This is a genomic window from Planomicrobium sp. CPCC 101110, assembly GCF_007859395.1.
Taxonomy (GTDB): Bacteria; Bacillota; Bacilli; order Bacillales_A; family Planococcaceae; genus Planococcus.
In genome coordinates, this window is record NZ_VOHD01000006.1 from 114,554 (window position 1) to 127,628 (window position 13,075).

A 13,075-nucleotide genomic window follows, 5' to 3' on the forward strand; every position below is an offset into this window, starting at 1 on the left:
GCAGTCAACTTCAAGGAGAATTCTCTGTAGGACGAATATTTATCAAGTTAGGGAGGAGATGGCATGAAAGCTCGAGTATTGATCGTTGGAGCTGGTCCAACTGGGCTAGCATTGGCGCTGGCGCTTCAAAAGCAGGAAATTCCGTTTCGGATTATTGAAAAAAACAGCGGATCAGGAACTGCCTCTAGAGCAATGATAGTACATTCACGAATATTGGAGCATTACCGTCAAATGGGTTTTGTAGAAAAGATAGTTGAACGGGGGAATAAAGTCGAAAACGTACGGATTTTTATGGAAGGGAACTTAAAGGCAAAAATGAATATCGGGGATATAGGTGAGAATCTTAGCCGCTTCCCATATATTCTGAGCTTACCCCAAGATATACATGAAGAGATTTTAGTGCGCGTACTAAAGGAAAGAGGGGTCGAAGTAGAGTGGAACACTCGGTTAGTATCCTTTGAAGAAATTGACCATCATGTACAAGTGGTCATCGATAAAGAAGGAATTCCAGAAGAAGAAAATTTCGAATTCCTTTGCGGTTGCGATGGTGCGCATAGCAGCGTGAGAAAAAAACTGGGCTTTGGATTCGAAGGAGGGACATATGCGCAGACCTTCTATGTAGCTGATGTGAAAAGTTCCGTCCCATATGCCGGAATAAGCGGAAACATGTTTGAAGAAGGGTTTTGCATCTTAATTCCACTCCCAAACGGGAATGTGAGATTGATCGGTATTTTTCCGGAAGAACTAGTAAAACACGGAATCCCTTCAGAACTAGCCCCGGTTATCCCTTTTATAGAGAACAATGTAGGGATAAAAATTGAACGAGTAAATTGGTACTCATCTTATAAAGTCCACCATAGGTTAAGTGACCACTTTAGAAAAGGAAGAATTTTCCTCGCGGGTGATGCCGGACATATCCATAGTCCGGCCGGCGGACAGGGAATGAACACCGGGATTGGCGATGCAGTGAATCTTGGCTGGAAACTTGCAGCTGTCATACTGAAAAAAACGGATGAAAAGGTACTGGATACGTATGAAACTGAACGGATGGCGTTTGCCAAGATGTTGATATCAACCACCGACCGAGCATTCAATTCAGTTGTAGGCAAAGGGGTGGAGACTAAACTTTTTAAAAATGCTATCATTCCCTATATGCTGCCAAGACTGATCACTTTTTCGCGATTAAGAAAAAAATTGTATAAAAAAGTCTCACAAACCGAAGTGAAGTATAGAGACAGTGTTTTAAGTGAAGGAAAAGTAGGGAAAATACACGGCGGAGATCGCTTGCCATGGGTAGCCATCGGAAATAGTGATAATCATGAACCTTTGAAATCTATGGATTGGCAGTTTCATGTTTATGGACAGGATATCCTCGAACTTCGTGAAATTGCAGAATCTATAGCGATTCCTTTGTATGTATTTCAATGGAAAAAAGAGATGGATGAAGTTGGCATCAAAGAAAATTCTATAATGCTGATTAGGCCGGACGGTCACATCGCTTTAACGATAAGGGCTCAGGAATTGGAAAAAGTACAAAAATATCTAGATGAATTCAATATTTCTCCAATCAAATAGCATATGAATATTTACAAAAGCGATAATGGTGAAATCATTCCAGTATCGCTTTTTGAAATCATTCAAAATATCTCTAGATAGAAAACCGGAAGAAATGTGCAGTCGGTGAGTTTTATGTTGATTCCCAGTGTCCAGCTGGTTTGGCTCGAGCCCGCAGAAAGTGTCTGCCTGAAGTGAAAAGGCCGGGCTGAAGGAATAAAGTGTGTTGTTTTTTCCTGCAAAAAAATATGTCTTAATTGACCAGTGGATCGGTGCCAGCCATTAAGGAACAATCAGTGCAGCTTCGACAAGCAGCAAGGAACAGCCTTCAAAGTGGAATTGCCAAGTATGAGATCACAACATGGTGGTCTCTTTTTCTTATTCTTCTAAAGTTTTAAGGTTTGTTTAAGGTTGGCATCTAATAATAGGTTTCAAGAACCTATGAATCTGACTGGGACCGGACAAACTTGATAACAGGATAGATAACTTTCAGTGAGGGAAACTCATCGGTTTACCTGGTATTGCTAAAGAACGGGAAATTATAAAATAGAGGGCCGTAAGACTAAAAAGAGCTGCCTCTAGGATTAAGTAATTCATATACATGAGCTGGGATTTCAATCATGGAGGCAATTGGAAATGGAAAGCAGTGAAGTTTCTTTGCTGGAGCTTGCATAGTGTTTTTTGAGAACTGATCCATAGGAAAACCTTTTTTTATTTATTACTTCACACAATATGTTTCACGTTTTCTTTAAGGTTCTTTTAAGGGTTCTTCTTCATAATTAAAAACAAAGCTTATGGCATGGACTAAAATTGAACTGGATTTCAGGAAGGATAAGATTCTTGATGAAAAGGAACAAGAACATAATAATTTTAATTGCATTCATAATTTTGCTTTTCCTCGGTTTGAATACAGAACTATTGCAAAACCTTATCTCCGGAAATATAGAAGGTTTTACTTTAAAGATGGGGAATGAGGGGAATATAGCTTACATTTTGATGATCACTTTGATCATAATGCTAATTCATAATGCTATTCCTGTTATTCCGCTTTTTCTAGTCGTTTTGATAAATAATAGCCTATTGGGTTATCAATATGGTCTGGTGTGGAGTGTTCTAACTAGTACTCTTTGTGCGGTAATTGTATTTTTAAGTGCCCGATATGCCCTTCAAGATTTGCTGATGAAAAAAGCTAGTAAGACTTTTTTGGGCAAGTTTGAACGGAACGGATTTTGGTCCGTATTGGGTACGAGGCTCTTTCCTCTTGCTCCGACAAGTATACTTAATGTCGTTTCTGGTATGAGCAATGTCCGGCTTTCTCATTTTACTATCGCGACAGCATTAGTGAATCTCATTTTTATCGGTTTGTACTTCCTTATTCAGGAAGGGTTGGTATCACAGGGTGTTGATGAATTCAAAATTGGAATCGCCCTTTTCTCAGCAGTTGTTTTTTATTACGGTATAAAAAAAGTCATATTGCGAATAAAACTTTCAAAAATCCAATTGGCTAGATGACCCGCAAATCAAAAGATCCTTTTAAGGATCAAATTTTTAAAATAGACCTCCCGTTAATGGACTAATTAACGGGAGGTCTATTTTGAATGATGATGCAAGGGGAAAAACAAAGGATGAACGGTTTACAAATGAATAACCAAGGCATTCTCTTTTGGAGCAGGGGCTTTCGCTGCTTACGCTCGTATGGGACAGTATCGGGTTCGGGCTTGGCGGGATAGCTTTTGTTGTATTTGATTTCGAGATAAAGGGATGGATGTCCGTCGTTTCCATAACGATGAGGCGTTTAAATTTTTTCCACTTTGGCCTCAATCTTTCTCGTCTCGTACTCAGCAGAATTTTGTTGGGCAACTTGCAGGAGTATGGTCATGATCGATCTAACATCCGTTAACTTTTGGTTATTCAGCAGTGTCAGGTTGTTCATGCGACATCGTGGGGATTAGTTTTTTTGACTTTACCTTTACATTATTTCATCAAGAAGATGCTTCCTACTGTAAGATATAACGTTAAAACCTTTAAATAGAGATAATTTAACCGAGCTGCAATGGTATAGCGCAAAAAAAGAAGCTGGAAAATCAGTTTCTTTTCCTTCTTTTGTTCAAAAATATATACTTTTCCGAACGGTTTAGATTCGAATTAATTCTGTATCAAAAAACCGGCAGACCGTCCAATCAGAAGCGGTCTGCCGTTTGCTATTATCGATTTATTCATCTTCCGCTTGTTTCCCTGTCAACTTTTTCAAATCTGGGGGTAGGGGAATCTTACTTTCTTCCCACTCCGTGATGATGGCCTTTCCCGAGTACAGGGCGATCAACACCCAGCTCCGCTAATTCAGCTTCCGCTTCATCGACAATTGCCTGTGCTTTCTTCTTGGTCGCTTCATCCAAATCAGCAAACAGTTCCTGTTTTTCACCTTTTTCCGGCAAGCTTACTCCTAACGCTTCCAATTGCGCTTGTGCTTCTTCATGGGTGAGCGAGCCATCTTTTTCTTGATCCCGGATAGCTTCAGCTTTTGTTTTGGTTTCTTCGTCTAAATCAGCAAACAAATCACGTTTTCCGCGTTTTTCGGGAAGAGCGGCGCCTAATGCCTCAAGTTGTTCCTGAGCTTCTTCGCGGGACAGAGTGTCTTCCTTCAGCTGCTTCAAGATCGCTTGTGCTTTCGTTTTTGCTGCAGCGTCCAGATCTGCAAAAAGGTCTTGTTCCTCACCTTTTTCCGGGATTGTAACTCCTAGAGCTTCCAATTCTTCTGTTACGCGGGTTTGAATCTCTTTTACTTTGGTTTTCGTTGCTTCATCCAGTTCTTCAAAACCATGTTTCGTTTGTCCGGTTGTTTCCGCGGATGGTGTTGCCGTATCAGTCGATTCAGCGGCGTATGTGATTGTTCCTCCAATAGCCCCTAAAGTCAAAGCTCCCGATAAAGCATAAGCAAATAATTTTTTTCTCATTTTTTCTTCCTCCTAAAATAGATTATTTTCATTTCAGCAATACATGATATAGAGCCGGCATCTCCTTCGATCAAATTAGGGATTTGCAGAGGGTCCCTACCAAGATGCTTTCTGGAAATGGCGGTTCTAACTATAGTATTAAAAACCAACCTTAAACCAACCTTAAAATCCAAAAGGAAATTAATAAAACTTCTCTAGTTTTTTAAAATTTCATCAGTCAACTATATTAAAAAGTCTCTTTCTGACTTCATGGATTGGATTAGGGTCCGTATCAGATGATAGTGCTTGTGCAGGTGTTGAGGCAGCAGAATTGGCGCAAGCGTTATGGTCTGACTGCTGAAAATGCGGCGGTATGGTCGAATTTCCCGGAAAATATAGTTCAGCGGAATGGAATTTTGCATTGAAATTAAGAAAAATAGGTATATAATTCAAGGTGAAAACAATACTTTTTCTTAATACATATCAGTATTTATTAAGAAGGAGGAATTGAATCATGAAGTCCATTACAACAGATGAGTTGCGGGCACTTCTGGAGAATGGCCGCAAGATTGAGTTGGTCGATGTCCGTGAAGATGAAGAAGTGGCACTAGGAATGGTGCCAGGTGCAAAGCATATCCCGCTTGGTCAATTGCCGGAGCGCTTTGTGGAATTAGAAAACACTGGGCCTGTTTACTTGATTTGCAAAGCAGGAAAACGTAGTGCCAAGGCATGTGAATTTTTAGAATCGCAGGGAATTGAAACTGTGAATGTCGAAGGTGGCATGATGAGTTGGAATGGCGAAGCTGCTTCCTGAAGGAAACCCGTAAGCTAGATCATGAAGATTGAATGGAAAACCTCAAGAAGAAGCACAGGATCTCTGATTTTTAGAGATCCTGTGCTTCTTTGGTTCTGATCCACATTTTACATATCGATTGTGATGTAAAAGAGAAACCAGACAAAAACCATTCTTAATTCAGAAGTTGAAATCATGCCCAAAGACAGCTCAAATCTATTGGACTTCTAATTTGATTAGCCTTATCTTGGAACGGGAAAATGAGGTAATAAATGTGCTTTGCGTAAATTGAAGGCAAAGGGCTTACAGGAGGGATTCACGTGTCACATAATAAGACGGTTCAAATTGAAATTGGCGGGTATATCTCGAACTTATTCCGGACCCATTTTGGTAAAGGCCCCACCGCAGTCTATGTCACTATTGAAAAATCGTTTATTACGATTCATTTCCTTGGGTTTTTGGCTGGGATGGAGAAAAACCTCTTGGGTCAAAATGAAGTGAAACGTGTACTGGCTTCGCGAGACATGGTGATCCGCAACCTCACACCCGAAATTATGCAACAAATTGAAGAGCTTACGGGATATGGAGTTATAGAATTTTATACCGACTGGAATTTCGAGAAAGAGACAGGCCTCATGATTGGTATCATCAACAAAGAACTTGAAAAACAACCCATGCCCTGGCCAAATTCCGAAGACGAACAGGCGTTGCGCGACTACCTAGACCGGGCTAGCCTTATTGCACAGAAAATTCCGGAGCATACAGATATATTTTGGCTAAATGACCGGACGCTTTTGGTCCAGCGTTCCGGAATTCTGCTTGAAATTGAAAAAGAGTTTATCCGAAACGGCTTCCTGGATGAGTTGAAATTATCCAAGCGACAATTGGAACGAAGAGCGTTTCAAGAAGCAAGGCCGGAAAATGTGTTGAGGGGCAGCATTGAAGAAACATTTTTGTTCTGGAACTTTGAGAAAGACCGGGGGTATACCGTGTTCCGGTTAGCAAAAGAGAATCAGAAAGAGAAACCAGAGGGCCTTCATAGAAATATGCACAATGATTAGCCAGCAAAAAAAAGACCCCCATTTTAGGCGGTCTTTTTTTGCAGTAAACACGGAAATACATTTCCCGCTACTATAAAAACGAAAAGCTGCCTTTTTCGAACGCGCTCAATCCGTTTCATGGCCGTGTATTTTGTAATAGAGGGCTTCAGCCGCCTGATCAATCGACGTGTAATAGTCAACCTGCTGGTTTTCAGTGGATGTCACTTCCAGGATATATGTATCTTTTAGACATTTGACCGTCAGCGTCTCTTCCACCCCAATCGTGAAGGAATGGCTTATGAAAGAAAAATTAAAGGTGCACGAAAGCTCCAAAAGGCTTTTAATGTGTTCCAACTTCATAACGATCGCGCTCTCTTCTTTTGTGACGTATTGGTTTCAACCGTAAGTGATTCCAAGTCGATTTATAAGGTTTTTACCCTTTTTTCCGGCAGCTAATCAAAAAAACTCCTGAACATTCAGGAGTTGCTGGAAAAATTATGAGAAGCTAGAAACGCAATGACGTATTCGGCTGTTTCCTCAACAGAATCGTTGTAGCGAATTTCTTGGGTCTGGGAATCGGTTATTTCAAAAGTGCGGGTATCAGGAAGACAACGAATCGATAAGCTGTGTCCCTCTTCCGAAGTGAAGACCTGATTGATCCTCGTCGTATTGTATTCGCACATCGTTTCCAGAAACGCTTTGATGTGATCCACTTGCATATGAACACTCCTTTCCACGTATGGAAAGTGACTAAAAAAAGTCTAAGAGAATCCATGTGTTACTTAGACCCAGCATAACACCATTGAAAGCCAATCCCTAATCATACGACTTTCATTTTTATTGCTTAAGATTCTTTTTGTGGAAAAGAAGGGAATACATAGAATTCTAGAATCAAGCATAGAGAAAAGGAAGATGCCTTGCCGCCGGATTATGTTTCCAGTGATTTTAAAGTGGCTTCATCAACAGGCAGCCTGATGTGGCTGCTAAAAAAGGGATTCAGTATAGTTCCGAGTATATAGCCGATCATGTTAACTTGATGTCCAGAACTTAATGGCGGCGGAAATCAAACAGGCATTGTGAATGGTTTACGGCAGCCAAAATTCAATGTATAGTCCTTGCAACGGGCAGATGAAATTTTTAAGGAAGAAAAGCAATAAAAAGACTGCTTAATCCGCAATGGATCAAAAAGGAGAGGGAATAATGAAGATCATACCAGTAAAGCTAGCAGGAGAAAGAGTGATCTTGCTGCCTATGGAAATCCATCATGTCCGGGACTTGTTCAATGCAGGAAACAGTGCCGATATATGGGCATACATGCCAATGAAAGTTGAATCGATCGAAGATATGAAGCGCCTTGTAGAAAAAGCGCTTCAAGCGAAAGAGCAAGGGACCGAGTTTCCTTTTGTTATCTTCGATAAAATCTTGGGGAAAATAGTGGGGAGCACCCGATTTCTTGATATATCTGTCCATGATAAAAGTTTGGAAGTCGGGTGGACGTGGCTGTCTCCGGTTGTTTGGAAAACCCAGGTAAATACTGAGTGCAAGTATCTTCTGTTGAAACACTGCTTTGAGGCTCTTCGGGCCATCCGGGTTCAAATCAAAACAGATGGCCGCAATATAAGGTCTCAACAGGCTATTGAAAGACTAGGGGCTGTTAAAGAAGGGGTTCTTCGACAGCATCGGATCTTGCCCGATGGATTTGTGCGGGATTCCGTCTATTACAGCATACTAGATGGAGAATGGCCGAAGGTAAGGGATAGATTAGAGAGCATGCTATAGAGAATAGGGATGCATCGACGTCGGATTTTTGGGGAAGCCGTAGGTAACCAGGCAATTTCTTCTCTTCTGTTACTGGCGAATGCACTTTTACGATTGTTGCGTAAAGAAGGAGATCAATACGATTCATTAGGTTACGAAATTAGCCTTATTACTCGTTGAAAATGTATCGGTCCCATCCAATTTCCTGAACAGCTTCGGCCGAAGGCTTTACTATCGGATGATGATTAGGATCTTTGATCTTTATATTGAATTGAGCATGCGGGAATGATTCCATTCCGTTTCACACTCTTCATACAAAACATACTACCGACCTGTTACGCTATCTTTTCCTATAGTGATCCAGCCTTGTTCCCATATTTTGCACCACGCAACTTTGTAATCATATACCTCACCCAATTTAGCCACCTTTCACTAATTTTTCAATTGATTTTATTTGTTTCGTGATAGGTTATTTCTTGCGGGCAGAAGAATGATCTGAACCAGCAACTGGATAGAGAGGCTTGCATATCAGAAATTTTCAGAAGCTGCTTGAATGCGAAAGGAAAGAAGGGACAGATTTTAACACCGATGCCTTCATACGAATATACAATAGTGGCGAACAAAAACAGCAGCTGGGGCTCCAGCTGCTGTTTTTGTTGGCAATTTTAATATCCAGTTGTTATTTTTCGTGCAAAATCTTCCAATGTATCGCCGTTCAGAATCATGATGCGTGGAATTTCAAATCGGCTGCCCTCATCGGTGCTTAAACCGCCCGCTACTGTGAACGCGCCTTCAAATCCTAGGTTTTCAAGGACTGAAATCGTATCGGCGTTATAAGCTCCGTACGGATAAGCGAAAACGTTGGCCGTTTTGCCAGTCAGCGACTTGAGAGCCACCGTTGCATCATTGATTTCTGTGTATTGCTGAGCGTAGCTCATTTGGTTAAGGAATGGGTGGGTTACTGTGTGGTTTTGGATATCGACACCGTTATCCATGACAGTTGTGATTTCTTCGGCGGTCATGTTCCAGCTGCCATTCACCCAATTGGAAACTGTAAACTGTGTGGCTTTCAAATCATATTTGTCCAGGATCGGATAGACATTCGGATAAAAATCGCTGGAATTGTCATCAAATGTTAGTAAGATCGGTTTAGCCGGCATTGCCGCCTTTCCATCCAGAATGTTGAAGTATTGTTTAATGGTCAATGTGCGATAGCCGTTTTCCTTCAAGTAAACCATTTGTTTCTCAAACTCTTTTACGCTGTACTGGTAAAAATTGTTCGGGTCTGGATTATGGGAGACAACATGATAAAGCAGTACGGGAATTTCAATGTCGGTTGATTTTTTAGCTGAAGCCGGTTGATGGGAGAAACCCATCAATAAAAGGGAAAAAAGAAGCAGGGGAACTACCAGTAAATTTTTCATGAAAAATCATCCTTTCCATTTAGATTCGTTTTCACTACCATTCTTGTTGCGGGTATGTAGATAAACTATCTGCTGTTTCCAGTGTAAAGGAGTGCCCGACCCACCTTTCGCATTTGTTTGCATATTTTCTTAAACAAGTAAAAAGTATGCAAACAAAAATATTTTGTATGCGCTTTCATTATGTCATGGTTTTTGAGTTAGTTCAATAATCAAACTAAGTTTCGGGAAAATTTATTTAGACGTTTTTAGTAAGGTGCTATTTCCTTCTTCGAACATGGAAGAAATCTTATACCAATGCTGAACTCCGTATAAAGGACTTATAGATAACATGAAATACAACTCGGATGAACTTTAAGGACAACAGATTTGCCGGATTTTGATAGCTTCCGATAAGCGGAGAGTAATCTCAATAAAATGAAATCATTCTCCGTTCATTCGGAATTTAGATGAATGAATTGCTGAACTTATTGTTGAAAGAGGATTAGTGGGGGGATCCAGGTTTCTTCTATAGAAAAGGATTTCATCAATGAATTAGTTTTAATATCGCAGAGACCCGACTAATATCTTTGGAAAACGGGGCATCCTCTATTGCCAATAAGGTCTTTTGCAAACGAATAGCACAGTATGTATATGCTCTTTTCGGCTCCTTTTTACTGGCCGTGCTTGCATTAGCTTTACCTGCAGGGATTTTTCGGCATAGCGTATTGATAAAGTGGACTAGTCAGAAGATCTTATTGAAAGATCGATGAAGAGGTTGAATGTGTTTATATGAATTTCATGGAAAACATTAGATGGTAGTTTTGTTCTTTCTAAAAGCAAGTTCAAATTTTTTCCTTATCACTTTATTGCCGGCAGGAAATCCTGAAGCCTGAAATTCCTGCCAGTTTTTCACAGAATGGCCGTCAATCATCCATTTCCCTTTTATCTTCTCGGCGTTGATGATCTCTTCAGTAATCCAGTATGTAACTGTTGTACGGCTGACTCCAAAAATCGGCATAGCTTCAGTGATCGTAAAGAATTCTTTATCCATGACATTCCTCCTGGGTGTCTTTTTGCCTATTATATACCATTTACTTACATTATAGCACCTGCTTTATGGAAGTTTTTTTACAACTGAATGAAAGATCATTTAAGCTTGTTTAGTCTAAGAAAAAAAGGGAAAGCTTTATATTAATATACAGATGAGCTTATCTCGAATTCAGAGCAAATAAATTGTAATAAGGCTTTGTTGGGCGTAAAATTCTATTTAGCACCAATAAAAAAGAAGATTCTAATCAGGCAACAGATGATTTCTATCGGCCGTTGCTTGGATTGGCGTTTGAGAGTTACTGCCATAGTAACGTTTTTTTGATACAACTTCTGTTAAAAGACGGAAAACCTCAGTTTGTTGCAATAGAAGGTTTCCGCAACAAAATATAGCTTTTTTCTGCGTTTGAAAGGACGGTTCAGATATGACTTTAAAAGTGAAAATATATTCCGATTATGTTTGCCCGTTTTGCTTCCTGGCTGAACAGCCGCTTGAAGAAGCGATCAAAGGAAAAGATGTAGAAGTGGAATGGATGCCATTCGAACTTCGCCCAGCGCCAAATCCGACTTTGCGGCCGGAAGAAAATTACCTCCAGACCACTTGGGCGCAATCGGTATACCCGATGGCGAAAAACATGGGAATTGATATTGTCCTGCCTGACGTTTCACCCCAGCCGCACACCCATTTAGCGTTTGAAGGCTTTCAATACGCCAAGGCAAACGGGAAAGCGACAGCCTATAACGACCGGATGCTTCGGGCATTTTTCCAGGAAGGGCTTGATATCGGCAATGTCGATATACTGACGGCGCTTGCTGGAGAAATTGGGCTGGATCAAGAAGAATACCGGTCGGCACTTGAAACACGCAAGTACAAAGAAGCCCATCAGAAAGCCCTCCGGCACGCTTATGAAGAGGCGAACATCACAGCGGTGCCGACATTTGTTATCGGTGAAACAGCGATTGCCGGCATCCACCCGAAAGAAAAGATCGAGCAGATTATCGAAGAAGAACTGAAAAAGCAAAAACCGCAAGTTCTTTTTGAAGGAATTGCTTGTGGAATAGACGGATTCTGCTAAGACGATACTAAAAAAAGAGGTGCAAACCTATGTTGAATACAAATCAGACCATTTTAAAAACAAGCGATTGGGTAAAAGGCGTTTCCCGCCACGGGGAGCTGATCATCGGGTTTGTCGAATCCATGAACGTTGCCAAAGAAGCGGTGAATGTTACGGTCGTGAAAAGCGATAACGAGGAGTTGATCGGCAGAACCATCCCGATGTCGGTCAAACAGGTCGAAAACATTCCATCCGGCCATACGAAAGATGCCGGTCAGCTGGAGTTCCTGATCGACCTGGCGCTGTCAACAGGCGATGAAGAATGGTTTATCGAGCTCTCTGCAGAATTGAATGAAAAAATACAAACGGTGAACTAAGAAAAGCATGGACTTTCAAACAACCGAAAGAACGGGCAGAAGGCTTTCAATTAGCCTTCTGCTTTTTTTATTTGGGCTGCGCAAAACAACATTCCTCATAAATGGGATTGAAAAAGAACCCTTGCAGTTATTGGCAACTATGGTATTGTTAAAACAACTTGATACGAAATCCGCTAGGGGTGCCGCAATGGCTGAGATAAGGAGTTTCCTTTGTCCCTTTGAACCTGATCTGGTTAGCACCAGCGTAGGAAAGTGGAGCCGGTCCAATCATTTCTTTCAACTAGTGATCCAAAGATTCCCGTTCTTTTCTGATCGGCTCTTTTCCTGTTTGAAGGCCGCTCCATTTGGGGCGGCCTTTTTGGTTTGGTTCAGTGGAAAGTGTTGAGAAAAACTAGGAGGTTGGAAGATGACTTTTTCAGAGGAATTATGGCAAGAAGCGGAACCGATTTTTGAAGCGTGCTACCAGCATCCTTTTGTCCAAGGAATTGCAAAAGGCCAAGTGGACAAAGAGCAGCTGGTCCACTATGTGAAACAGGACTTTGAATATTTGAACGCGATGATCCAGACAAAAGCTTTTGCGATGGCAAAATGCACCAATCGTGAAGACATGGAAATGTTCAATGCCAGCATCGGTTTCATACTCAATAGCGAAGTGCATCCGCACCGCAATTTCTGCGAAGTTGCCGGAGTGCAATATGAAGATCTTCAAGGATTTCCGTTGGCACCGACAGCGCTCAATTACATCAACCACATGCTGATAGTTTCCCAAACCGGGACTCTTGGCGAAGCGATTGCTGTTTCGCTGCCTTGTCCGTGGATTTACCTTTATATCGGTGAGCGGATCATCAAAGATTATGAACCAGAGGCGGCGCACCCATTTTATGACTGGATCCGCTTTTACGGCGCGCAAGAAGAACCGAGAATGAATGCCTATATCAATAAAATGGATTTTTTGGCTGAAGGAGCATCGGAACAAGAAAGGCAGAAGATGAAGGAGCATTTTATCTTGAGCTGCCAGTATGAATACGCTTTTTTTGATATGGCCTATAAGCTGGAAGAATGGCCGACCCATCAAGGGACTTCTTTGAAACCGGCCTTCTGAATCCGATTTTCCC

General features: G+C 41.2%; 13 protein-coding genes and 1 riboswitch. Of the genes, 8 read left to right on the forward strand and 5 right to left on the reverse strand.

From position 1 onward, the window contains the following. Positions 1 to 63 precede the first annotated feature (63 nt). Complete coding sequence (locus FQV30_RS08425; RefSeq protein WP_146499722.1) at positions 64 to 1,575, forward strand: FAD-dependent monooxygenase; 1,512 nt, start codon at positions 64 to 66, stop codon at positions 1,573 to 1,575. 822 nt (positions 1,576 to 2,397) lie between these two features. After that, positions 2,398 to 3,066 (forward strand): TVP38/TMEM64 family protein, encoded by a 669-nt coding sequence (locus FQV30_RS08430; protein ID WP_146499723.1) that lies wholly within the window; start codon positions 2,398 to 2,400, stop codon positions 3,064 to 3,066. A 758-nt stretch (positions 3,067 to 3,824) separates the two neighbouring features. On the opposite strand, the gene FQV30_RS08435 is transcribed toward FQV30_RS08430, so the two are convergent. Then, complete coding sequence (locus tag FQV30_RS08435; protein WP_146499724.1) at positions 3,825 to 4,508, reverse strand: hypothetical protein; 684 nt, start codon at positions 4,506 to 4,508, stop codon at positions 3,825 to 3,827. A gap of 493 nt (positions 4,509 to 5,001) precedes the next feature. Here FQV30_RS08435 and FQV30_RS08440 point away from each other — a divergent pair, with 493 nt between their 5' ends. After that, positions 5,002 to 5,301 carry a rhodanese-like domain-containing protein gene (locus tag FQV30_RS08440; RefSeq protein WP_146499725.1) on the forward strand — a complete coding sequence of 100 codons (300 nt, stop codon included), beginning with the start codon at positions 5,002 to 5,004 and terminating at the stop codon, positions 5,299 to 5,301. A 299-nt stretch (positions 5,302 to 5,600) separates the two neighbouring features. Then, a complete protein-coding gene (locus FQV30_RS08445; RefSeq protein ID WP_186725583.1) occupies positions 5,601 to 6,341 on the forward strand; it encodes a Na-translocating system protein MpsC family protein in 741 nt (246 codons plus the stop codon). A 105-nt stretch (positions 6,342 to 6,446) separates the two neighbouring features. Here the strand turns inward: FQV30_RS08445 and FQV30_RS08450 are convergent, their stop codons facing one another. Both FQV30_RS08450 and FQV30_RS08455 read right to left on the reverse strand, forming a co-directional pair. Beyond that, on the reverse strand, positions 6,447 to 6,680 hold the full coding sequence (locus FQV30_RS08450) for a hypothetical protein (RefSeq protein ID WP_146499727.1): 234 nt from the start codon (positions 6,678 to 6,680) through the stop codon (positions 6,447 to 6,449). A gap of 116 nt (positions 6,681 to 6,796) precedes the next feature. Next, positions 6,797 to 7,039: a hypothetical protein gene (locus FQV30_RS08455; RefSeq protein WP_146499728.1), complete on the reverse strand. Its 243-nt coding sequence runs from the start codon at positions 7,037 to 7,039 to the stop codon at positions 6,797 to 6,799. Between the two features lie 481 nt (positions 7,040 to 7,520). Between FQV30_RS08455 and FQV30_RS08460 the strand changes: the two genes are divergently transcribed. Beyond that, positions 7,521 to 8,099: a GNAT family N-acetyltransferase gene (locus FQV30_RS08460; RefSeq protein ID WP_146499729.1), complete on the forward strand. Its 579-nt coding sequence runs from the start codon at positions 7,521 to 7,523 to the stop codon at positions 8,097 to 8,099. A 644-nt stretch (positions 8,100 to 8,743) separates the two neighbouring features. Here the strand turns inward: FQV30_RS08460 and FQV30_RS08465 are convergent. Both FQV30_RS08465 and FQV30_RS08470 read right to left on the reverse strand, forming a co-directional pair. After that, positions 8,744 to 9,502, reverse strand: coding sequence for a polysaccharide deacetylase family protein (locus tag FQV30_RS08465; protein ID WP_146499730.1), 759 nt, complete (start codon positions 9,500 to 9,502; stop codon positions 8,744 to 8,746). Between the two features lie 787 nt (positions 9,503 to 10,289). Then, positions 10,290 to 10,532 (reverse strand): helix-turn-helix domain-containing protein, encoded by a 243-nt coding sequence (locus FQV30_RS08470; protein ID WP_146499731.1) that lies wholly within the window; start codon positions 10,530 to 10,532, stop codon positions 10,290 to 10,292. A 421-nt stretch (positions 10,533 to 10,953) separates the two neighbouring features. On the opposite strand from FQV30_RS08470, the gene FQV30_RS08475 reads away from it, so the two are divergent. The 3 genes from FQV30_RS08475 (at position 10,954) to tenA (ending at position 13,062) form a co-directional block, all read left to right on the forward strand. Further along, a complete protein-coding gene (locus FQV30_RS08475; protein ID WP_146499732.1) occupies positions 10,954 to 11,604 on the forward strand; it encodes a DsbA family oxidoreductase in 651 nt (216 codons plus the stop codon). Positions 11,605 to 11,633: 29 nt separating this feature from the next. Next, positions 11,634 to 11,960 (forward strand): IDEAL domain-containing protein, encoded by a 327-nt coding sequence (locus FQV30_RS08480; protein ID WP_370512380.1) that lies wholly within the window; start codon positions 11,634 to 11,636, stop codon positions 11,958 to 11,960. Between the two features lie 165 nt (positions 11,961 to 12,125). Then, positions 12,126 to 12,228, forward strand: a riboswitch (TPP riboswitch). A gap of 138 nt (positions 12,229 to 12,366) precedes the next feature. Next, positions 12,367 to 13,062 (forward strand): thiaminase II, encoded by a 696-nt coding sequence (tenA, locus tag FQV30_RS08485; protein ID WP_146499733.1) that lies wholly within the window; start codon positions 12,367 to 12,369, stop codon positions 13,060 to 13,062. Positions 13,063 to 13,075: the final 13 nt, after the last annotated feature.